Below are 22,210 nucleotides of genomic sequence, written 5' to 3'. Positions count from 1 at the left end.
GGCCGAACACTTGATCAGTTGTTGATCACCGGCTGAAAGATCTCGGAGAACTCGCCGTTCTCGATCAGTCCGGCGATCACGTCGGTCATGCTGTCGATGCCCGGATCCCTGACGATCAGGCCGTCCGAGAACCAGAAGTACCGGCCCCCGAGGGCCTCGTCGGTCCCTGCCCAGAGTTTCATCAGGCGCTCGACTTCCGCGACGGTGAACACGGTCGCGGTCCAACGAGACCCATCCTCCAGAGTCACGAAGACATCGACGTTGCAGACCTCGTCCAAGTCCTCGCCGTTGCTGGGCAGGAACGATGCCTCGAAACCCTCCATACGGACCCGATACCAGGGCTCGTCCCACCCTCGCTCGATCGGTTCAGACGATTTGCTGCGGCTCATCGCGCGAGTGTCCCTGTTCGGGACATCGATCTCAACCGAGATCCCTGCCGCACTGCCGCAACCCGCGATCAGAGCTGGGGACGTTCGTCCGTACGCAACTGGGGAGACAAGTCCGTACGCCGGCAATGGCAGAAGACGCCGCCTCTGGGCGGGCGCTCACACGGCGATCCCCGCCGGGCGGCGCGGGGTGCGATGGCGGCGGTGGTAGGAGATGGTGACGGCTGCGAGGAGCGGGCCCCAGAGGAACAGCGGTAGGTGGACAGAGGCTCGTGCAGCGATCATCGGCGACCGGAGGATCACAGGTTTGTCAGCCGACGTGATCGCCGAACTCGTTGCCGAGTTGGGTCCGTCATGGCATGACCGGCACCAGGCGAGATTGGTGGCCAGGCCGCGGAAGGGGGCCGTCGGCGCTGGCTCAAAGCACCGGCTGGTCTTCATCGACCGGCTCCTGGCCACGCTGGTGCACCTCCGCCATGGGGCCACTCACGATGTGCTGGCCTGCTGGTTCGGTGTTGACCGGTCCACCGTCACCCGGGCCATCGGCGAAGTCCGGCCTCTACTGGCCGAGCGAGGCTGCACCATCTCCCAGGGACTTCGCCTGCGGACGCTCGCCGAGGTCATCGACCACCCCGGTTCCAGCGGGCAGACCGGAATCATCGACGGCACAGAGATCCGCGTCCGCAGGCCGGCCGCGGGAATGCGGAAGGTACCAGCAGCCGAGGTTGCGAGACCAACGAAAGCGGCGGCACTTGAGGATCTCCGCGGAGCCGTTGCCCCGGGCGGTGCCCTCGGCGAGGGTGCCGTTCTGAATGGCTACCAATCCGTAGAAACGGGCCGCGGTCGAGTCGTGCCTGGTCAGACCGAAGGGATGGCCGACGTGTTCTCGCGGCAGGTGTCGGGCACGTTGACGCGACTCTTTGCGAGTTGGCAAGTTTCGCGCTCAGCCGGTCGTTGCGGACCACAGCGCGCTTCATTGGTACCCGAGTCACGCGCTCCGGCCCCGGACGACACGCGATCGCTGTCCTGACCGCGACACGCGAAGCCCTCCGGCAGAACCGATTCGCCCCTTCTTCCCGCTTCTAGGGTGATGTCGGACGCGAACCCCCTGAGCTCTGCCACCGCGCACTCGCCCACTGAGAGGAAGGCGCCCCGATGCAGACCCCGAGTCCCCGCCCTCCAGCTGGAGACGATGGCGACGCAAGCAGCGGACGCGGCGATGAGTTTCGCGATGTCGGCCGGAGAGACCGCTTGCTCACGCTGGGGCCGGTCGAGGGTGTTGATCTGTGCTGCGGCGGCGGGGGGGGGTGACGGCGCGTGCAGATCTGGGTGGCGGTAGATGAGGCTGCGGTGGACTCCGGCGGCCCGCGAGACTGCGGAGACGCTGATGTCGGCGCCGTTGGCGGCGAGTTGTCGAGTGCGGCAAGGACCTTGGTTCGGCAGCGTTCGATGTCCTGGCGCCGGATATCGGTGAGGCATCGCGTGGTGTTCACGGGTGGTGCGTGTTCCTGACCGAGCGTCGCCCGACGTTCTTCGACCGGCAGAAGGGTGCAGGAACATGAACGGTGACGAGTCGGCGGAGCAGGCCGGCCGAAGGGACCGGCGTGGCATCCTGCTGTGGTGGGGGCCGCGGGTCCTGTTCGTCGTGGGTGCCGTGGTGCTCGTCGTGGAGTCGAGCCGCGGAGTGCCGCTCTCGGAGCTGTACGGTGCGCTGATTTTCTTCGGCGTGTGCAGTGTCGTCTTCGTCGTGCGACAGCTGTGGGTGGGGCATCAGCGACGGCCGGGCGGGGACCCGCCGCAGTGGCTGGTGTGGGCGGCCGCGTTCCTGACCGCCGCAGGAGTGCTGGTGCTCGTTGTCCACGGGGCGGGTGTCGAGGGGGACGCCCTGCCGCTCGTCGGCTCGGTCCTGCTGCTGCTCGGTCTGGGTTGGTTCGTCGAGGCGTGGCGGGGGGCCAAACCTGGTCAGCCGAGGAAGGCCCTCCGGCGGTGGGGTGTGGCCCTGTGTGCCCTGACCGTGGTGACTGCGGGCGCGGTTGCCGTCCTGCTGCCCAAGGTCAAGGGCGGCCTCTTCCTGGCCCTGCTCATCGCCCTCGGCGTGGCCCTCTTCGTGGCCTTGCCGCTCGGGCTCAATGTCTTGTCCGAGTGGGGCGTACGCCGACTGCGTGAGCGGAAGTCTGCTGCGGGACCCGAAGCTGGTTTCGGCGTCGTCGGGTGGCTGGGTATCGCCTGGTTCGTCGTGGTCTTCCTGGCCGTCGCATGTCTTTGGTATTTCGACTGGGTGCTGGCTGCGGTCCTCGTCGCCATGGCGCTGGTGCTGCTGCTGGCCATCGTGTCCAACACGCATGCAGACGTCGCCCTCGTGCTCGCGGCGCTTTGCGTGCTCGCGGCGGCTCCCCCCGAGCACCCCAAACCGCAGGCCCTCCATCCGGCCGGAGGGGAGCGCGTCCTCGTGGCGATCGGCGACTCCTACATGTCGGGCGAGGGCGCGGGCAGTTACTTCGAGGGAACCGACGACGGTGGCCGCAACGAATGCCGGCGCTCGCCTTCCGCATACGCGGTGGGACTCGCCACGGGGAACCGGCGGTTCGACCGTCTGTTGTTCCTTGCATGTTCTGGGGCGCGGACCTTCAACGTCATCGCGAAACCCGGTGCAGGCTTCTTCAAGGTGCAGAGGGGCGAGCCAGGCACCCAGATCGATCAGCTCGCGAGTCAGGCATCACCGTTCCGCCCCGCACTCGTCATCGTGACCCTGGGAGGCAACGACGCCGGCTTCGCCGTCCTCGGAGAGGCGTGCATCGCACCCGGGGGCTGCGAGGAGCAGGAGTCGGTGTTCACGAGCAACCTGCCAAAGGTCCGAGGGGCCCTCACCGCGACGTTCCGGTCGCTGAGGAAGGCCCTGCCCGCCGGTGTGCCCATCGTGGCCGTGCCCTACCCGCAGCCGTTCGACACACCCGACAGCTGCAAGGGAGTGGCTCTGACGAAGACCGAGCGGGACTTCATCCACCGGTTCGTGGACGAGGTCGACAAGACGATGTTTGACGCCGCAACCGACGCCAACGTGGACATCGAGTACCTGGCCGAGATGAAGGACAGCCTCAAGGCGCACCGGCTCCAGCTGTGCCAGGGGAGAAAGAGCGACGCTGGCATCAACTTCGTGGACATCGCATCGGTCAACGGCTTCGCCTCGCAGCGGTTCAGCCCGGCCAAATGGATCCACAACAGCCTCCACCCGAACGAGCGCGGCCACGAAGCCATGCTCGACACCTTCACCACCTGGCTGGACGACCACCCCGAACTGCTGGAACGACGCGCCCCCACCGGCCAGGGGCAGGCCACGAGCCAGGCCTTGTCGGCCCCCGAGCCCGAATGCAGCATGACCAAGAACCCCGGGAACCCGCACTGTCAGGACCGGATCCGCGCCTGGGAGCTGGAACAGACCAGGGGGCGCTGGCCCTGGCTGCTGCTTGTGCTGTTCGGACTGGCCGTCCTGTGGGCCGCGAGCATTGCCGTCTTCAGCCTGCTCCCCGGAACGGGACCGTCCTACCGGGGACCCGCTTCCAGGCCGCGGGCGAGGTAGGAGCCGTGCGGCTCGCCCCCGCCCGAGCCACGCGGGGGCAGACCCGAGGCGACGATCCGGCTCCTTGTCGGTGCCCCGGTCGACCACGTTGTCCGGCTCGTGGAGACGTGGGTGAGTTGCTGCGCGAAGGTCCCTCGCCGGGCACGCAGAAACACCGCCGGCTGTCCGTACCAGCCGTCTCCCGACACCCGGAACCAGGCAACCGGCCACAGTCGCCTGACGCGTGGCAGAGCGGCCCGGCACTGCACCCTGCAGGCGCCGGACCGCTCTGCACTGCGTAGAGCCGCAGGTGAGGACATGGAGCGGTGCAGGCAGATGGTTCCTCGATGCCCTGAGCCCTCGTCGAGGGGGGCCAGCGGTATGAGGGAAGAAGGCACAGCGAGCTACGCCACGTCTCCTGTGCATCAAGCGTTCTGCAGGGCAACGGCCCAGGTCGAGGCAGAAATGAGCGAGCTCATCGCCGACGAGGGAGGGTGGGAGGAGGAGTACATCACCAGGCGGCTGTTCCGAGCCGTCCGCCCTGAGGTCCGGTACGCGCTGTTCAACAGGCAGCAGGAGGGCCGTGTCGCGGCGGACTACCTGTGGTGGTGGGTGGATCGCTCCGGGGAGTGCTTCGGCTGTCTCATCCAGGCGAAGAACATCAAGCGGAGGGGGCGCAGGTGGCAGATTGACTTTCGCCGCACGGACCCTCTTGTTCCGGGGCTGCGGGTCTGGCAGATCCGCAGCCCACCCACGCAGTGTGTTCACCTCGGAGTGGGTGCCATGGCGGGGTGGAGGCTGAACAGGTGGCGGGTGGCAGTGAGCTCCAGGACGCGCAGCCCCTGGTCGGGGGTGCCGGCGAGCTCGAGGGTCCATTCCTCCTCGATGGCGCGAGCGCGTAGAGCGAGCAGGACGTGGAGGGCGCTGGTGCCCAGGAAAGTGATGCGGGTGAGGTCAAGGACCAGCGTCCGGCCGGGCAGAACGAGCGCGTCCACGACGCGGCTCAGCAAGGAGCAGGTCTCGAAGTCGATGTCGCCGCTCACGGACACGACGGTCCGCTCCGGCTGCTCGGCAACGCCGACGGTGAAGTCTCTGAGGCTCATGGCGCATCCGCCGTTCACAGCAACCGTCACGGCCGCACCCATCGGGACGGGCATGGCCGTCTCAGCGCGCGACCGGTGCCGCGCACAGCCGGGCGAGGGGGGGCCGCCTCGCCACTGGCCACCGGCTGTGACCACCAGGTGGCGCGCGGGCTTCGCCAGACCGGGTTGATCGATGCGTTGCGTCTACCCATGCCCCGTTGCGGCAATCACGGCGCATCCCCCACCCCGTCCATACGCCGAGGACCTGTCTGCCGGCGCCGGCAGCCCCACACTCCGAGGACGGATTCTTGCTCACGGGGCGGTTGGGAAGTGTTCCATGCGCCTGAGTCCGGAAGGTGTGCGGACATGTCTGCCTCCTCGCCGCGGAGGCCAGGGCCGCCCTTCCGGCAGGTCGGCCGGGCTGTCCGGCAGCTTCCCAGCGGCCGGGCCCGTGGGGCCGGCCCCGCCCCCAACGGCCCGGTCCCCCGGTGCACCCGACTCACCGCCCCGGCTGCACCGGTCGTAGGCGGGAGACGGCGTGCTCTTGGCCTGCCGTGCCCTCGCGAATGGCCTGCGCCCGGTCCATCGCCCCCCACCCCGCGCCGCCCTCCGCATTCACTTCGTCGCGTGCATCCCGCACGCCGTAGTGGCCGTACAGCTGCTCCTCCTCCGCCACTGAGAGCACGTTCCCGCAGTCCAGCGCCGCGCAGGGAGCCTGCTCGATCAGCGCCACCGGATACGGGGCCACCAGGCGCCCGTCCCGCAGCTCCGCCTGGCGCAATGGAACGAACACACCGCCCAACCCCGAAGACCGGTCGGTGATCCGTACCCATTCGGGCCTGCCGGTGGTGTCGTCCACCAGGACGTACTCCACCTGGCCCAAGCGCTGCCCCTGGTCCGTGTACGCCGCACATCCGGCAATGGCCTCGAGTTGGTCTTGAGTGATCACTGGTGCTCCTTGCCTCACTGCCGCGCTCGCTGTCGTGTGTCGGCTACCCGCGCAAGCCGAGGGGAATCGCCGCGCCGCCGTCAGTCGAGGCCGGCACCCGACGCCCTCCGCCCATCGGGAAGGCCCGTTGACGTACTCGATCCGGTCGGGTCCTCCGCCTCCTCGGAGCCGTCGGCAGCCGTTCGCCTGATGAACAGACGCTCGTCGACGCCCCATGGCAGAGACTGCGGTCCGTCTGTGCCTCCGCTCGGCCTTGACCGCAGCCGGCCCTTGCCCCAGCTGCCGTCCCCCAGCAGGACGTCGCTGTCGACGATCAACACCTGCCAGCCTCCGCGCCCACCCCGCACCGTCCACGATCTCAGCCCCCACGCCGCGCGCGCACCCTCGACCTCGCCGGCGGCACCGGCGGATTCGGCTGGCACATGGTCAACGACTCGCCCGCCCCACCGTCGTCCCAGGCCCGAAGGCGGCAAAACCGTACGCGCCCACCTCGCCGCTGGACCCGTAGGTCGTCGCGGCCTGCGGGCGGGTAGTCCCAGGCAGCGAGCTCGGCCAAGCCGTAGAAGACGATCTCCTCGAAAGCCGGTTCATCCTTGAGTGCGGCTGCCCCGGCGTCCGTGTCGAACGCGGCGGCGGGGCTACAGCCACATCGCCCACCTGGGATATTGGACTGGTAGGAAGGGGCACGGGGCATGTGCAAGGACCGGGGCGCTGCCGCCCCCGGGCTTGTATCCGGCCCAGATCAGGCCGTGCTCGCCCCCATGGTTTTCAGCGGGTACGGCGGATACGAATCGGACCGCGGGCCGTAGCAGGCTCGACGGGGTGACCGGCCTGAGTGATCTCCACTTCGCCAGCCATGACCAGCCTCCGGGCCGCTCTGCGGGCCGGTTCCATGTACGCGCGCCAGCCGTCGTCGTCCCCTCCGTACACAGCCCGGGCGGCGTCGGAAGGACAGATCGTCGCGGTCGGGCCCCTACGCTCCAGCAGCTCCAGGATGGCTCGCTCCAGGCGCTGATCCATCTGCCGATCGGTGTCGGTCACTCCACCAGTATCGCCCCGGCGATCACGGGAATCATGACGGCGGCCGAGGCGCCGCTCACGCACAGGTCCGAGCCCGTGGGCCGAGACAGCCGGGCTCCAAGATGCACGCCATGTCGGACGCGAACGGCCTGCCCCTCCTCGTCGGCCTCACCGCCGCCAAGCCCCCGACGGCCTCGCCCTGAAGCCCACGGTCATGGGTCACTCAACGAGACACGACTCTCACCGCGGCCGCCACTGCAACCCCAACGCGTCCGCGCAGACAAGGCCTACGCCATCCCCACCTGCGAAAACGGCTACGCGGCAAACGGATCGGCGTCCGCGTCGCCCGCAAAGGCGTCGCGTCATCGCAACGGCCAGGTCGGCACCGTTGGGTGATCGAGCGGACCACCGACCGGAGTGACGTGCGGCGGCGTGCAGAGGGCTGTTGCCCGTCCCCATCGCGGGCGTTCTCGTTCGTCGATGCCGGCGATGACTGCTGACCGCCGTACGGCCGTCTCCCCTGGTTCCCGGAGGTACCCACCGCCTCCCCTGTCGTCAGTGGCTGGCAACAGGGGAGGCGGGATACGCCGGTCCGGTTCCTCGACGGGCTCCACCTGGTCCTCGTCGACGACGCGGATGACTGCCTGTCCGAGTGTTCAGTGCTCATATCGGAGCCCTGGGATGATCGGCAGCACCCCACCGGTACCGGGGTGGTCATCGGGCCGCGAACCGGGGGTGTGGGTGATCGAAGGGTTTCCCCGCTCCGCATGTGGCATGTGGCATGTGGTGGGGCGGGGATCAGTCACGCGGAGGGCGTGTTCGTGGTGCGGGGCGGGGTGTTACGGCCAGCCCTGCTTCACCTTGGCGGGGGCGGTGTTCCAGTCCTTGGGTATGAAGGTGACGATGTAGGTTCCGCGGTCGAAGTCGGTGTAGCCGCTGGACCAGTTGCGGAACTTGCTCTCGTACACCTGCATGGGCCCCATGGCGCCGCCGGGCGAGTGGTAGTGGTTGGCATGGGTCCATATGGTGTTGTCGGGGTTCGCTTCATTCTGGTCCCCGAACCAGCCGTAGTCGAAGTTGACGTAGCTCTCGCCGGGCTTGGCGGGGCTGCGCGAGGTGTTCCTGTCCTTCGACATGTCGACCAGGCCGGTGCTCTGGTCGGGGCGGAAGGCGTCCGGGTCGCCGTACTTCCTCTTGTCGGAGGGGTTCCTGGGGTCCTGTCCGCTCCAGAAGTGCTTCGAGTAGATGACCGCCTTCATTTTGGACGGGTCGTAGTTGCCCCCGTTTCGATCCTTGAAGGCCGGTGTGTTCCTCAGGGCTGAGTAGAAGTTCGAACGGCTGTCTTCTTTGGACAGAGCGTCGTTGCTTTTCGTGAGCTCTGCCTTGAGGTTGCTGAGATAGGCCCCCTCGTTGTGGGCGTTCTCCAGGGCCTTGTTCATGACGGATGCCACATCACGAGCCCGTTTGAACCCTTTTGTCTCATCGAAGCTCTGCTTGGCGATGCGCCCCTCGAACTCGGCCCGCGTCTCGCCCGGCCGTGGACCCGTGGTCTCCAGAGTGTCCTTGTACTTGTTCTCGTCAAAGGACGCGAAGGCCAGCTTGTTCGTCGGGTAGGGGCCTGAATTGACCCACGTGACGCCGACGCACCCGTAGGACAGCTGTTCTCGCTGCGCTTCGGTCATCTGCTGAGGTTTGCCGTCGCGGTGGCTGTACGCCTGCTGCCACTTGCGTATGTAGTTGCTGATGCCGGTAGCTGCCCTGTCTCCGTGGGCCCGGTACGCATCGGGCATGCTGTCGAGCGGCTCGGCTGGAGGGGTCACCCTGTCGCCGGCCGATGCTGAGGCCCTGAGGGACTCGGTGGCACTCGGCAGTAACCCTCCCGCCGGCCTGCCGGGCTGACCCAGATTCAGAGCCTTCTCGTTCAGTGCGTTGATGTGCCCGATGTCATCCACTGTCAGGCCGTGCTTTTCGGCGTAGGACCCCTTCTCGCCGTCGGCACTGCCAGCTGCCTGGCTGACCGAAGGCGTGAGACCAGCGGTGCACAGCACTACGCCCACCGTGGTGAGGGCGAGAAACCCCGAGCGTTTGTACATGAAGATCAAGAACTCCTTTGATAGCGGAATCTCGTGATGCAGGGCGTGCGAGAGAGCGGCACGGCGGAGGGAACGCGGCGAGCTGCTGATCAGGTCAAGGCCGCGCACTCCTGCGTCGTGGCGCCGAAGAGCGGCAGAACACCGGCACAAGAGAGGCAGCGGACGCGAGACAGCCAGGCCGTGCGGCCGTCGGCAGTTGACGGGCGGACAGCCATGCCTCGTACGGCCGACCCGGGACTGCCGCGGTCAGAGCCGGCTCCGCCCCACATTCGGGTTGGTCGGCTGCATCAGGCCAGGTGATGACGCCGCGTGTCGGACCCCGTGGTCTGCGTCGGCGCGGTAGCGGAGCCCGGCGGGCGGGGCGGAGTCATTGAAGCCGTGCCGCCAGGCGGATCCGCTCGGCGTGAACGGCCGTGCCTGCGCAAATGTTGTAGCGCGGGAGAAGTTGAGAACCGCCTGCGCGGGGGCCGAGACGAAAACCCCCCGGAATCCCCCGGAATTCCTCCGCGCGACTTTACAGGTGAGTTTCAGAAACGTCCGTTGCTCAGAAACCAGAACCCTGCACTGTGGCGCCGGGGTTGCAGGTACCGGCAGGCAGCCCACAGGCCTTCCAGCTCCATCCCGTGAAATGGGGTTTGCTATCACATCTCGCCTCCCGGGTGGGTAGTGGGGTTGTACGAGAAGTGATCATGACCCGCCGCCAACCCCCCTACAACACCGCGGCTACAAAATCGGCCACGCTGTCTTTTAGGGTGGTATTCGGTCATCAAGGAAGGCGAGTGCGGCATCGGGGCACGTAGTGGCAGCGTCCTCCCTGCCCCTGGCGTACGGCCCGCGGTGAGACCGGTACCGGCGACCTCGGGAGTCCTGAGGAGTGGCGCACGACGGCGCTGTCGGCCGGGCCGAAGCGTTTCGCGCAGCGGCGGCGGCGATCCTCGTGCGAAGACTCCGATCCACACGCTCCGGGTCTCAACCGGACGAACGCCTACCTGAAGGACCGCAATATCCTCGCCATTTTCCGCTGTGGGCCTTCGGTCGTTGCACTGCCCCGCCCAGGGCTGTCATTCGCCCTCGTCCTCTGCAAAACGGCTGGTTGCGATCTCTTGCTTTTGCGGCGGTGGGGTGAGAAACAGCGGGCCATGGAGCGGTGTTGCTGTTAACAGGCTGTTCTGAGCGGGTGGGGTCACTGGCTCGGGGGTGAGAGGTTTGCATGGGATCGCTATTCTCGGGCTTTACCGCATGCGGGGTGACGCTGTCTCAGTTGCGTGAGTCCTGACCACCCGGCGGGGGTTGTCGCGAACTGGACCTCGATGCCGGACCCGAAGGCTCGGGTCCTTGGCGGATCTCCTCGCGGCGGCCGTCGGTGTGATCCTCGCCGCCCTCGACAGAGACTCCGCTACGGATGCGATTCGCAACGCCGGCCTCGCGTTGCGTCGGGACCACCACGCTGGGCCTGCTCCCGAACGCCGCGCTCAAGGACGACTCCGGGCAGGGGGCACATGCCCTTCGGCCCTGCCCGGCAGACGGAAGAGGGCTGGGAGTGCGTGGCCCCGGGCTGGAGCCCGCAGGCAGTACGCAAGGTCGGCGACCTGCCCAGCCCGCGGTTGGCCTTGCTCAAGGAGCTCCGGCGCCGGACAGGGCCGAAGTGGTGGGACATCTACCTGCCGCGGATCGAGAAGACCGCACGCATCGTCAGGGAGGCGCCGTCTTATGAGACCACACGCAAAGTGATCACTGAAAGGGATTGCAAGGCGACGTGTGTGAGCCGCACGCAGGCCTACAAGGACCTGGACACTGCCCGGGAACTCTGCTTCCTCCCCGATTCCCGGCCGCTCCAGTAGACACGCCGCCGGCCTCGGCCAGGCCGCCTGGCACAGGCCCGGCCGGCGGCCTTCGTCAGCGGCCCGGTCAGGGGTACCTGCGGTCGCCCGCGACCATCTCCGCGAGCACCGGGTCGCGGGAGATGTCATCCCCGTCGGCGGGCCACCCGTACCGCCCGCACGTCAGGTGCCGGGCAAAGCGTCTACGAGGTGTTCGCGTACGCGTGGATCCGACCACCCCCACTCCTCGACGCCCGCCTGTGGCCGTCCGTCAGCCGGCGGGCGGGGTGGTAAGGCAGCGGCGCGGTCACATCCTTTGCGGACGATGCGCAACCGTTCCGCCGTCCTTCATGTCCTTCAATGCAGGAGCGACCAACTCCGATGACGACCAGGGGGAAACATGAAATTCACCCGTTCCGTCCTTACCACCACCGCATTCGCCGCCCTGGCCCTGGGGGCCACGACCGCGCTGGCGGCGCCCGCCACCGCCGCGCCCAACACCACGCCGCAGAAGGTCTGCGGAAGCGCCTACAAGACCGTGAACTCGGCCGCCATCGGCTCGCTGGGCACCGTCTACCTGACGTACAACGCCTCGAACGGCAAGAACTGCGTCGCGACCATCCGCAACAACCCCGGTGCGGCCGTGGACATGGCCCTCTGGATCGAAGTTCCCGCCACCTGGGAGCGGGGCGAGGACTTCGGCCGGTACACGTCGTACGCGGGCCCGGCGTACGTGTACGGCAAGGGCCACTGCGTCGACTGGGGCGGGGGCATCAGCAACGTGCACGTGCAGGTCTACAACTCCAACTGCGGCGCGCGCAAGGAGCACCGGGTCACCGAGGTCCGCTGACCCGATCTCCTCCTGACCGCGACGTCCTGTGCCGTCGTGCGGTCGTCGGGGGCAGGACCTGCAACCCGACGACCGCACGGGAACCGCCGTGGTCCGGCTCGCCCCGGCAGACTCGCCGAGTTCTGCCGGGGCGAGGGCGCGTCCGCCCCCTCCCTCGGGTGCGCGGCCGTCATGGAAGGAGGGAAGCACCCCTCGCCCACGACCGTAATGCGGATGCTGCGTGAGCACGACGAGCAGATGGCCGCGACGGAACCCGCGCGCTGACCTGCGGATCATTCCCAAACGTGGACGCATGCTCGGCGGCTTGGGCCGGTGTCGGCGGAGCTGTCGGCGTTTGTCATCAGTGCTGGTCAGGCTGCTGCGCTGCCCCATGGGGCAGCCGCCGGTCATCCGAGGAAGTGCCGCAGGGCCAGCGGCCGGGGGCCCTCGACAAACCGGAACGCGGCGAGCGTCGGCGCGGTGACTGCCGATGTGATGAGCCTGGTGACTCTCGGCCAATCAGTGTCCGCCGGTGTGCCCCGTGCCGGATAGCGGAAGTGGCCCGGTACCTCCGTCCCCTTTGGTTGGTGTGGAGTGTTCACTGCGTCCGCGAAGCAAGCGAAACGAGACGCGGTCCCTGTCGAGGGGGAACGAGGTCGGCGTCTGAACGGATACGGTCGGGCCCGCCAACGCCGACAGCATTCACCACGGAGGCTGTCCAGCAGCATGCGCCGAAGCGAGGGGCTGTCACCCCCAGTCACGCAAGCCGACCCTGCTGCGTCTTCTGCAAACCAGGGACCGACGAACAAAGGATGAGCGCGCAGATGAAGACGACGATGCAGTCAGTATTGGGCACCGCACTGCTGCTCCTGGCCGCCATGACGGCCACCAGTGGCTCTGCCGCCGCCCAGGTGGCGGGGGCGGACGCCCCGGCCGCTCATCAGGCTCGGCTGACAGGGCAGTGGGCCGAGTCCGTCGACAAGGACCGCCCGGGAATCACCCTCTACATCCAGAAGCTGACCTTCACCGCGGACGGCCGTTTCGAGCAGATCAACAACGTGATCTGCAACCTGGACGATTGCCCCGTGTTCAAGATCGGCGTCAACACGGGCACTTACCGCATGGAGGGAAGGGCCATTTACCTCGACGGCAACCTCTCGGACCTCGTTGGCGCCGTCCGAAGCAGCAACACCATCGTCCTGGACAAGCACGTTCTTCACCGCACGGCTGCCGACGTCCGGGAATAGCTCGCTGGGCTTTGCTCTCGAGCCCGATGCAGGGCGGCCTCAGACACCGTAGCTTGGCGGCGCTGTGCCGCCCGGGCTGTTGGACGACACTCTGCGTGGCGATCAAGCGGGGGGACTGCGACACTCCCGTTGGGCACAGGCTGTGTCCTTGTCTGAGTTCTGATGGTTGCTTCGTGTGCGACGACACTGTGTGCACGAAGAGCTCGTGCACAACCGGTGGCTACGTGGCTCCCTCCGCGGAGAATCAGTTCGTGGAGTCCCATTCGTCTGAGGTCATTGGCCTGGCGTCGGGGTAACGGCGTTGGATCTCACTCAGCACCCACGCGTCGGCTGTGCGGACATCCCAACTGGAACTGTCGAACTCCCTTAGGGTCAGTACGAGTTCGTTGCCCGCATAACCCTCGAAGTCGCCGTCGACCGCCTGCAGGTAGGGCGCATCCATGGCCAGCAACTCAAGGGTGGGGATTCCGGTGCCTGCTGAAGCCTTCGTCATCCGTGCGAACGCCGGGTGTGGCTGCTCGTCGAACATCTGAGCCTTCCATGTCAGCCCGAGTCCGTAACTCCCCAGTCGGACCAGAAGCTCGGCCAGAGTGACGTAGCGGCGATCGGCCGGGCGGCCCGAGTGAAGGGCATCGTCCCGCCAGGCCGCAAAGGTGACCATCTGCATGGTGGACGGCGTTCCTTTCATTGGCTCAGCAACCTGCTTCGATCTCGGAAAGTTGCTACTTCCAGCTCTTCCATTGTCCGAGCTCTCACCATCCAGACGAAGCGGATGAGGTCTCGGCCTGGTCCGTGAGAGCACACCAGACCAAACACGGCAGACAGGCGATCGGGCAAGTCGAGCACGATCGGTGGTCCGTTTGGAGAGGTTCCGGCTGATCGTTGGAGGTCAGGTGGAGGTGTCGGTGCTGGTTGTCGACTCGGACGGGCTGTTGGTGGAGCGTCAGCTTCGGCGGGGCCGACTGACTTGTCAGGCGTGTGAGGCGGTTCTGGCGCCGTGGGGTCAAGGCCGACCGCGGTCGATCCGGGGTGACCTGGGAGCCCGGCTGTTTCTACGGCCACGTCGTACACGTTGCTCGGGCTGCAAGGTCACGCACGTGCTGCTGGCGGAGGTTCTCTGGCCGTGGCGGGCGGATGCGGCCGTGGTGATCGGGGCCCGGCCCCTGGGCGGGATAGGCGGGTGCCGGAAGTCTTGACCGTGTCTGCCATCGAAGCGGCGGACTCCGTTCGAGACACCGGGTGGGTTGCCTACGTCACCGAGTGAGGACGAGGACCGTCCCCGGGCGGAACGGGCCCGGCAGGTGAGCCTGTTCCGCTACGGCCTGATCCAGGACCTGATCGACACGAAGCTCACGACACGCCAGCGCGGGAAGCTCGCCCGCGAACTGGCCGCGAAAGAGCACACCGACCCCTTCGGCCGACACAGGAGCGGGTCGCCCCGCGGGCACACGCGACTGCTGGGCCCGCCACTACCGCGCTGGCGGGTCTCCCGCGCCGGTGCCGGCCCAGCGGCAGGTCACCCCCACGCACCCCGGTCGAGGTTCTGGACCTGGCGGCCGCGCTTAAGAAGGGAGAACCCCGCCCGAACGCCAGGGCAGATCCGGCGGATCCGGCGGATCCTGCGGACCACACAAAGTTGGTCACCGACCGACCGAACACTGCAGCGGCACTTCGCTGACGCCGGCAGCCTGACCGGCGCCAGCGGCGAGAAGAGCGTGTTCGGCCGGTTCGAGGCCACCCGCGGCAACGAGCCGTGGACATATCCCGCCCATCGACAACCAGCACGTCGCCCTCATGCTCATCGTCAGCGTCGCTCAACAACGGGGGGCGGGCACGGGGGCTGCAGGGATATAGCGCTGAAGGGATACGGACTACCGGGCAGCCGGGCGCGCCAGGGCTGCCACAGTCCCGGGGCCCGGGACTTCGAGGCCCGGGCCCCGGGCCCCGGGCCCGGGCTTCAGGGCTTCAGGGCTTCAGGGCTTCAGGGCTTCAGGGCAAGGAAAACCTGGTCAGAGGCCGGGGAGCAGAGGGGCGCAAGAAGCCCCCGAGAACCGTCCACGCAGAAATCCAGAAGCCACAGGACCTGGGAACTCAAGAACGTGCAGAACCAGTCGAACTCGGGCCCGCACGACGTGAAAACATCACGACACAGCAACCCGGAAAACCAGGTAACCGGCCACCGCCCAGCGGCCATCAGCGAACCCCGAACGGCTCACGCCACGGCGGGCAGCCACCGGACACCGGCACGGACACACCCACCCCGCCCCCGACCACCTGGTCTACCCTCGGTCGGATGATCACCCACATCAACCAACTCGGACCCGAAACACCCCACACCGGACCCGCACCCACCGGCACACAAGCCATCGTCTGGTCCCTCGACACCACCGCCCACACCATCGGCGGACACCACATCCACGACGCACACACCATCCTGGACACCGAAGAACGCACCAAAGCCGCCCGCTTCCTACAACCCGACGACCGCCACCGCTACACCACCTCCCACCTCGCCCTCCGCATCCTCCTCGGCAAATACCTCAACCAACCCCCCCAACACATCACCCTCACCCGCGAACCCTGCCCCACCTGCGGCGGCCCCCACGGCCGACCCGCCCTCACCCACCCCAACCTCCACTTCTCCCTCTCCCACAGCGGCAACCTCGCCTACATCGCCCTCGCCGCCACCCCCGTCGGCATCGACATCGAACAAACCCCCACCCCCCAAACCGTCAACGACATCATCAACACCCTCCACCCCACCGAAACCACCGAACTCAACAACCTCACACCCGACCAACAACCCCCCGCACTCGCCCGCCTCTGGGCCCGCAAAGAAGCCTGCCTCAAAGCCACCGGCACCGGACTCTCCCAAGGCCTCACCCACCCCTACGTCAGCACCCACCCCACCCCACCACCCACACCCGGCTGGACCCTCACCGACCTCCCCACCCCCCACGGCTACACCGCCGCCCTCGCCCAAACCCAACCACCCACCACCCCACACCACTCACCCACGACCGCCGCTCAGTCCGCGGAGCCCCACCAGCTCCGACTCGGACACACCTCGGTCGCCCGGACGGATTCGACCTGAGAGCCTCACGTACGTGGCTACTGACACCGAGACGGGAGAGCTGCTGCACCAGCGCGGCTGGCGTACGTACGGCGTACACGGTCGCTGAAAGGTGAACTCGTGGCACGCCCTGGTGAGCGCCATCGAACGCGGCTACGGCGACGCCGCGATCGCGCCAGCGGCGGAAGAACGCATAGACCCGGCCCCACGGAGGCAAGTCGGCCAGCATCGCCCGGTGTCAGTACGCTTCCGGCTCCCCGCCCTGGCCCTGCATCCCACCCGGCGCCGGCAGGCTCGGCCGACACCAGCGAGCTGTTCAGGAGGCTCTCCTCGCGGGCGCCGAGCACCCGACGACCACCGAATCGAGACGGCCGTTCGAGCACCAAGTCCGCAGAGCACTACGACAAAAGCTACTTACGCGTCGGGGTGTTCCGGCAGGGCGAGCCAGTCCGACCAAGAGATCTCTCGACCGAGGAAGCGCGGCTGCTCGAACGGCCAGTCGGCGGCGATCCACTGCGGCACCAGCTCGTCGAGGGCCTGTTCGACCTTGCTGCCCACCAGCTCGTCGACCACCCACCAGGAGATCTCGCCGTCCGCACCGGCCCTCTCCGGTGGGTCGATGTAGACGCAGCCGAGCAGAGCTGTCTCCGCCGCGTCGAACAGCGCGTAATTGAAGGACTGGTGTGCGGCGATCTCCCTCTCGTGCCGCAACAGGTCGGCCTGGTCGGCCTCGTAGGTCATGGTGGCCGCGGGCCAGCCCCAGGCTGGGCCGAAGATGACCCACAGCCGCTCGCGCGAACCCATCACAGCCGGATAGTCGAGCGGGGTGTCCGCCTCCCGGATCGGCCGCAGGTGATGACCACTGCCCGGCAGCGGTACCAGGACGGGATGGACGAAGTTGTCGGGGAGCCAGCTCATAACGCCCGACCGTAGCAGCGCGCGGCCGTCCGCTCTCCTGGAATTTCCCCGTATGCCACCGGGCTCTGCTCTCTCATGCCGGGCAGTGCCCGCGATCACCCGGTCGAGACTCTCGTTCGATCGACAGACTCCATGATCGGTACGGCAACGGCTGCTCGGTTCCCAGGCATCCGGGACGACTCTCAGGACACAGCCCGATCTCACGATGGCCGATGCAGACCAGCGTGATCATCCAGCTGTCCCGCCTGGCATGGATCCCGGCCTCTGGAACGGTTGAGCTTCCGGCCGCCTACGGGGTCGAGGAACTCACTCCTGTGGCGCGGCGATGACGCCCTCCCGCCGCAGCTCTACTGCCGTCAACCCGACGGCCGGCATGCCCCGTTGCGGCCTGCGACAGTCACCCGCGCCTCCAGGATCGCGCGCTGATTTCTTAGCATCAGATGCAAACAATTCTCTTGGCCGTCATCCGGCCGACTACAAAGGAGCGCATCGGACCGAACCCGGCACCGACGAGGGTGATGAATCCGTCGTCGGAATATGGCGAAGGTGGTGATTTGCATGCGCGTGTACAGCAGGATCCAGGCGATTGCGATCAGATTAGTTATGAGATGTTCGAGTTCCGGATCTCTCCCCTGATAGGCCGGCCATGCTGATGCCAATGCTGTTTTCCCCGGCGCTCGCCTCTGCCGACGAATATCGATCCCTGACGTCGGCCATCCGGTCGAAGGCGCAAGATGCGCAGGGATTCTTCGGCGGAGCCGGGCGCAAGGAGGGCCAGATGCCCTACCTTCCTCTTCACGTCCAACTGCGCGGTCTGTTCATCGAGCTCTACATCGAGCTCCGCCCACGCAATACGAGCCTCCGGATAGCCGGGTTCCGGAACATCTTCGAGAACGGCCAGGCACCGCCGGAAGCGTACGCCCGCCACGTGCGGGACTCTGTGGCCCCGCCGGGTCTCCACCGAACGGAAGCCCTGCCGTTCGGCGGAAACCGCGCCGACCTGGAGACGGCCGCCGCCGTCCGGCGTTCGGGGATCCTGCTCGGGCGTCGGCCCTTGAGTGACGCGGTCATCTGGCTGCACCAGAACCGGGATCCGCGGAACACCGCTCATGGAATGCTCGTACTCTCGGAGATGCTCTGCGAGGCCGCCCGATACCCCGCCCTGGCCGGTGCAATCTCACGCATCTGGATGACTGGAGGGCGACTGTAGTGAGCTGGAGCTACCTGAAGCCCGCGCACCATCAACCCAAAGCCGTGGGGGCACCCAGGGAGTGCGAGCCGGTATTCAAGAGATTGCGACAGGAGTGGTTTCGTAAAGCACTTTCCGGGAGCGAGGATCGGTCCAGGCACGCAGTTTCACCCACCGTCCCTTCGTGTGCTGCGCTGCTTCAAGCCTCCGCGTGGAAGCCAAAGTGACCGGTGTGGGGCGAAGCCAGGTCACTCAAGTCGTCGCATGGCCAGGGGGCGCGGGTGTAGTGGTCGCAGGCGGGCATCCTTGAGGCTCGGTCAGCGCACCATCAGCCGCACCGACTCATCCGCACCCTCGGCCCGCCCAACACCGGCCCCGCCACAGTTCGTGCCAAGGGTGCGCTACCCGGCCCTGCCCTCCAGGAGGAGTCGCTTCTGGGGCTTGCCCATCGCGTTGCGCGGGATCGCCGCGATGAACCGCACCTCGCGCGGGCGTTTGTGCACCGACAGGTGCGCAGCGACGAAATCGGTGAGTTCGGCGCCCGTGACCCCGTCGGCGACGACGAAGGCGACGATCCGCTGCCCCAGATCCGCATCCGGTACACCGACCACCGCTGCCTCCCTCACCCGCGGATGGTCCAGGAGCGCGTTCTCGATCTCGCCCGCCCCGATCCGGTACCCGCCCGACTTGATCATGTCGGTGGAGGCACGGCCCACGATCCGGTGGACCCCGTCCTCGCCCACCGACGCGATGTCACCCGTACGGAACCAGCCGTCCTCCGTGTACGCGGCAGCGGTGGCCTCCGGCCGGCCCAGGTAGCCCGAGAACAACGTCGGCCCGGTCAGCTGCAGTTCACCGATCTCGGCACCCGGCTCGGCGGCGATGCGCGTACGGATGCCCGCAAGCGGCGTACCGACCGCGCCCGGGTGGACCTCGCCGCCCGCTCGCCCGCTCACCGTGATCAGGGTTTCCGTCATCCCGTACCGCTCCACCGGCCGGTGTCCCGTCAAGCGCTCCAGATCACGGAAGACCGGCGCGGGCAGGGCCGCACTCCCCGACACCAGCAACCGGGCCCGCGACAACGCTGCCGCCTCCTGCGGAGCAGCCGCGATACGAGACCACACCGTCGGCACCCCGAAGTAGAGACTCCCGCCCGCCTCCGCAGCCGCCGCGTACGCCTCCGGCGTCGGCCGGCCCGTATGCACCAGGCGGCTCCCGGTCCGCAAGGCCCCCAACACGCCCAGGACCAGGCCGTGTACATGGAAGAGCGGCAGACCGTGAACCAGAGTGTCCTCGGCACTCCACTGCCACGCCGCAGCCAGCGCATCGAGGTCGGCAGTGATCGCGGCAGCGCTGACGACCACCCCCTTCGGCGCCCCGGTCGTCCCGGACGTGTACAGAATCAGCGCCGGATCCTCCACGGACGCGGACGCGGACGCAGATCCGAATGCGGATCCGGATGCGGCCGCCGAAGCCGACGCCGACGTCACTGCGGGCGCGCGGCGGGCGAAGTCCACCTCGAGGAGACGAGCACCAGAATCACGCAGAATGTGATCGCGCTCCGACGGACCCGCATCCGGAGGCAGCGGGACGCACGGCACGCCCGCGATCAGACCCCCGACCACCGCCGCGACCGTCTCGAGCGACGCAGTCGCCGTCACCGCGAACGCTCCCACCGGAACCCGGGCGAGATCGGCGGCCACAGCCCCCGCCGCGCCGAGGAGTTCCTCGTACGAGGCGGTACGACCCGCAACAGTGACAGCATCCGCCCGGTCCCCGAAAACACCCGTGAGGGCGGTCAGCATCACAGCGGCTCTCCATTCACCAGTGGGCAGCGACGACCACGCCAGCCTACGACGCCGGCACCAGCCGGCCGGTCGGCCCCTACCCATCACCGGCTCGCCCGCCGCCCCGCGAGCTGTCCGGGCACGTCAGCCGGCCTGTACGGCACCTCGCGCATACTGCTGCTCAGGGCGATGCGGGAGGAAGCCCTTGGCGCCGTGCTTGTCGGAGCCGGTGATGGACAGGTAGACACTGCACTTCTGCCCGGTGTCGATGCCCCGGTAGTCGAACCTGATGCCCGGTGACTCGTCGGGGTAGGTATCGAACTCCCAGGTCGTCGGACCCGGATACGCGGAGCCGACCGTGCTGTTGGACCGTCCGCACCCCTCCTTCGGATCCCTGACCCCCTCCAGTTCTGCGGAGCCGTCCGGCCGGACGGTCAGACGTCCCCCGTCCGTTGCCGACCAGAGCCCCTCCACATCGGTGACCTTGAGAGGCTCACCGTCCTGGCCCGCCGCCAGCTCGACGAGGAATCCGGCCAGTCCCGCGACGATGACACCCACTGCAATGACCAGGAACCGCAAGCCCTCTTGCGGTCGAACACCCGTCGACATCAGCTACCGAACCCTCCCCTGCAGACCGGTGACCCGGCCCGGCCCGACTCCCCCACACTTGTGCGCCTCCATCATCGTCCATGCCCTGAACCGGCAGGATCCCGGCCCGGACCAAATCCCTGAGCGAACCGAGCGAGTTGGTGGGGAGGACCGAGAGCCTACGGCCGTTCGAAGTACTGGAGCACACCGCCGATCGAGAAGCACAGCGCGCCGGTCAGCGTCGCCCAGTTGGCGATGTCGACATTGACCAGGCTTCCGGTGGCGGGCCTGGTGAAGGCCGCCAGTGCCGACGCCATGAACAGCAGCGAGCCGAACTGGTTCACCGCGACGACCCACCACCCGAGGCTGCGCGAGCGGATACAGGGCAGGAATCGATGGCAGATCTCGGCGAACGCAAGGTGCCCAGAAACGAGGAACAGCACGCATCCGATGACGTCGGGAGTCCAGATCAGCCGGTTGACCTGCTGGACGGAGAGGCCCTGCAGGAAGGAGTCCAGCAGGTTGACGGCGAACACGAGCGTCCCGGAGAACAGGACGAAGGTGCTGAGCCAGTCGAGCCGCATCGGCTCGTATCCCCACCACCTCCAGCCGCCCGTGTCCTGGAAGCCGCCTCCCGGGGCGTGGCGCGGCCCGTTGAGTACCTGGAGGAGCGAGACGTAGCCGCCGAGGTTGAAGAACAGACCGCCGGTGAAGTACACCCAGGCACTCTGGAGCGGATCGCCCGCGCCGAACTGGGACATCGCGGCGCCGAGGGCGAAGAGCAGCCCGCCGACGACGAACGCTCCGGAGGCGACGGTGTTGAGCCTGCGCAGGCGGTACAGAGCCTCGGGGGTGGCCGCCGAGGGCCGGTCGGCCGTTTCTCCCGGGCCACGGACCGTCAGCGTGCCGCGCTTGCGCGCCGGCCGCGAATCCCAGACCACCCTTTCCCCCTGAGGGCGCTCCCAGGTGAGTCGGGTGGTGAACGGTCCTGCGCCTTCGACGCGCTGCTCGGGCTGTCCCACGGCCCGAGCCTAGTGCCGCAGGGAGCGCCGGTGGGTCAGCGAAACGTACGTACTGCGCTCCGGCGCATCAGAGCCACGGCCCGCCGCTGCCAGCACCGGATCTGGAAGGCCACCGGGGCACTCGGGCACCAAGTCCACGGGCAAGCAAGGGAATTGCATGAACTGCCGTGCATGCTCGCGCCTGCGTGCAGTTGACGGTGTCCCTCTGCCGGGTGACCGAGGCTCAGCGGGAATCGTCCGGCGTGGGCCTCGGCGCAGGTGTGGGCGCGGCGGTCGCGGCGCGCCGGTACTCGGCGTTGATGCGCTGCGCCTCTTCGAGCTGGTCCTCCAGGATGACGATGCGGCAGGCGGCTTCGACCGGCGTGCCCTGGTCCACGAGCTCCCGTGCGCGGGCCGCGATCCGCAGCTGGTAGCGGGAGTACCGGCGGTGCCCGCCTGCGGAGCGCAGCGGTGTGATCAGACGGGCCTCGCCGATGGCGCGCAGGAAGCCAGGGGTCGTGCCGAGGAGTTCGGCGGCCCGGCCCATCGTGTAGGCGGGGTAGTCATCGTCGTCCAGCCGGCCGCCGAGCGAGTCATCCGCTGTCATCTGCACCTCTTCTTGGGACGCGCCGAAGGGCCTTGGTGCCGTACGGCACCAAGGCCCTGAAGGGA

The 22,210-nt window shown here is 67.8% G+C and carries 19 protein-coding genes and 1 pseudogene; 8 read left to right on the top strand and 12 right to left on the bottom strand.

Translation table 11 applies throughout. The features are described from left to right. Positions 1-14 precede the first annotated feature (14 nt). Both OG444_RS38990 and OG444_RS38985 read right to left on the bottom strand, forming a co-directional pair. Positions 15-389: a hypothetical protein gene (locus OG444_RS38990; RefSeq protein WP_327266605.1), complete on the bottom strand. Its 375-nt coding sequence runs from the start codon at positions 387-389 to the stop codon at positions 15-17. A 156-nt stretch (positions 390-545) separates the two neighbouring features. Continuing rightward, a complete protein-coding gene (locus tag OG444_RS38985; protein WP_327266604.1) occupies positions 546-671 on the bottom strand; it encodes a hypothetical protein in 126 nt (41 codons plus the stop codon). 22 nt (positions 672-693) lie between these two features. Here OG444_RS38985 and OG444_RS38980 point away from each other — a divergent pair, with 22 nt between their 5' ends. Together OG444_RS38980 and OG444_RS38975 are read left to right on the top strand one after the other, a co-directional pair. Then, positions 694-1,416: a helix-turn-helix domain-containing protein gene (locus OG444_RS38980; protein ID WP_327266603.1), complete on the top strand. Its 723-nt coding sequence runs from the start codon at positions 694-696 to the stop codon at positions 1,414-1,416. A gap of 528 nt (positions 1,417-1,944) precedes the next feature. Further along, positions 1,945-3,963: an SGNH/GDSL hydrolase family protein gene (locus OG444_RS38975; protein WP_327266602.1), complete on the top strand. Its 2,019-nt coding sequence runs from the start codon at positions 1,945-1,947 to the stop codon at positions 3,961-3,963. A 743-nt stretch (positions 3,964-4,706) separates the two neighbouring features. On the opposite strand, the gene OG444_RS38970 is transcribed toward OG444_RS38975, so the two are convergent. From OG444_RS38970 to OG444_RS38960, 3 genes are all read right to left on the bottom strand, one after another. Next, positions 4,707-5,045 carry an STAS domain-containing protein gene (locus OG444_RS38970; RefSeq protein WP_327266601.1) on the bottom strand — a complete coding sequence of 113 codons (339 nt, stop codon included), beginning with the start codon at positions 5,043-5,045 and terminating at the stop codon, positions 4,707-4,709. Positions 5,046-5,523: 478 nt separating this feature from the next. Continuing rightward, entirely contained in the window at positions 5,524-5,973 is a 450-nt protein-coding gene (locus tag OG444_RS38965; protein WP_327266600.1) for a PRC-barrel domain-containing protein, read from the bottom strand. A 768-nt stretch (positions 5,974-6,741) separates the two neighbouring features. Further along, positions 6,742-7,014 carry a DUF3253 domain-containing protein gene (locus tag OG444_RS38960; protein ID WP_327266599.1) on the bottom strand — a complete coding sequence of 91 codons (273 nt, stop codon included), beginning with the start codon at positions 7,012-7,014 and terminating at the stop codon, positions 6,742-6,744. A gap of 58 nt (positions 7,015-7,072) precedes the next feature. Here OG444_RS38960 and OG444_RS38955 point away from each other — a divergent pair. Continuing rightward, positions 7,073-7,400 (top strand): annotated as a pseudogene (locus OG444_RS38955) (transposase); the annotation flags it as partial. Positions 7,401-7,832: 432 nt separating this feature from the next. On the opposite strand, the gene OG444_RS38950 reads toward OG444_RS38955, so the two are convergent. Further along, positions 7,833-9,086: a protein-glutamine gamma-glutamyltransferase gene (locus OG444_RS38950; protein ID WP_327267066.1), complete on the bottom strand. Its 1,254-nt coding sequence runs from the start codon at positions 9,084-9,086 to the stop codon at positions 7,833-7,835. A gap of 1,499 nt (positions 9,087-10,585) precedes the next feature. Between OG444_RS38950 and OG444_RS38945 the strand changes: the two genes are divergently transcribed. From OG444_RS38945 to OG444_RS38935, 3 genes are all read left to right on the top strand, one after another. After that, entirely contained in the window at positions 10,586-10,927 is a 342-nt protein-coding gene (locus OG444_RS38945; protein ID WP_327266598.1) for a hypothetical protein, read from the top strand. Between the two features lie 379 nt (positions 10,928-11,306). Continuing rightward, a complete protein-coding gene (locus OG444_RS38940; RefSeq protein WP_327266597.1) occupies positions 11,307-11,756 on the top strand; it encodes a spore-associated protein in 450 nt (149 codons plus the stop codon). Positions 11,757-12,559: 803 nt separating this feature from the next. Beyond that, entirely contained in the window at positions 12,560-12,982 is a 423-nt protein-coding gene (locus OG444_RS38935) for a hypothetical protein (protein ID WP_327266596.1), read from the top strand. Positions 12,983-13,226: 244 nt separating this feature from the next. On the opposite strand, the gene OG444_RS38930 is transcribed toward OG444_RS38935, so the two are convergent. Then, complete coding sequence (locus OG444_RS38930) at positions 13,227-13,649, bottom strand: hypothetical protein (protein ID WP_327266595.1); 423 nt, start codon at positions 13,647-13,649, stop codon at positions 13,227-13,229. Between the two features lie 1,626 nt (positions 13,650-15,275). Here OG444_RS38930 and OG444_RS38925 point away from each other — a divergent pair. Further along, the gene (locus OG444_RS38925; protein WP_327266594.1) at positions 15,276-16,076 is read left to right on the top strand and encodes a 4'-phosphopantetheinyl transferase family protein; all 801 of its coding nucleotides are present in this window, start codon (positions 15,276-15,278) and stop codon (positions 16,074-16,076) included. 393 nt (positions 16,077-16,469) lie between these two features. On the opposite strand, the gene OG444_RS38920 is transcribed toward OG444_RS38925, so the two are convergent. Then, the gene (locus OG444_RS38920; protein ID WP_327266593.1) at positions 16,470-16,973 is read right to left on the bottom strand and encodes an N-acetyltransferase; all 504 of its coding nucleotides are present in this window, start codon (positions 16,971-16,973) and stop codon (positions 16,470-16,472) included. A gap of 658 nt (positions 16,974-17,631) precedes the next feature. Here OG444_RS38920 and OG444_RS38915 point away from each other — a divergent pair. Then, positions 17,632-18,183: a ribosome-inactivating family protein gene (locus tag OG444_RS38915; RefSeq protein WP_327266592.1), complete on the top strand. Its 552-nt coding sequence runs from the start codon at positions 17,632-17,634 to the stop codon at positions 18,181-18,183. A 380-nt stretch (positions 18,184-18,563) separates the two neighbouring features. Here the strand turns inward: OG444_RS38915 and OG444_RS38910 are convergent, their stop codons facing one another. The 4 genes from OG444_RS38910 to OG444_RS38895 all read right to left on the bottom strand — a co-directional run bounded on the left by OG444_RS38910 (position 18,564) and on the right by OG444_RS38895 (position 22,145). Then, on the bottom strand, positions 18,564-19,967 hold the full coding sequence (locus tag OG444_RS38910; RefSeq protein WP_327266591.1) for an AMP-binding protein: 1,404 nt from the start codon (positions 19,965-19,967) through the stop codon (positions 18,564-18,566). A 126-nt stretch (positions 19,968-20,093) separates the two neighbouring features. Beyond that, positions 20,094-20,507: a hypothetical protein gene (locus OG444_RS38905; protein WP_327266590.1), complete on the bottom strand. Its 414-nt coding sequence runs from the start codon at positions 20,505-20,507 to the stop codon at positions 20,094-20,096. A 209-nt stretch (positions 20,508-20,716) separates the two neighbouring features. Next, positions 20,717-21,559 carry a hypothetical protein gene (locus OG444_RS38900; protein ID WP_327266589.1) on the bottom strand — a complete coding sequence of 281 codons (843 nt, stop codon included), beginning with the start codon at positions 21,557-21,559 and terminating at the stop codon, positions 20,717-20,719. A 223-nt stretch (positions 21,560-21,782) separates the two neighbouring features. Further along, positions 21,783-22,145 carry a MerR family transcriptional regulator gene (locus OG444_RS38895; RefSeq protein ID WP_327266588.1) on the bottom strand — a complete coding sequence of 121 codons (363 nt, stop codon included), beginning with the start codon at positions 22,143-22,145 and terminating at the stop codon, positions 21,783-21,785. Positions 22,146-22,210 lie beyond the last annotated feature (65 nt).

This window comes from Streptomyces sp. NBC_01232 (assembly GCF_035989885.1).
In the GTDB taxonomy this organism is placed as follows: domain Bacteria; phylum Actinomycetota; class Actinomycetes; order Streptomycetales; family Streptomycetaceae; genus Streptomyces.
The sequence above is the reverse complement of the archived record's forward strand: the minus strand, read 5'-3'. Positions and strand labels throughout refer to the sequence as shown.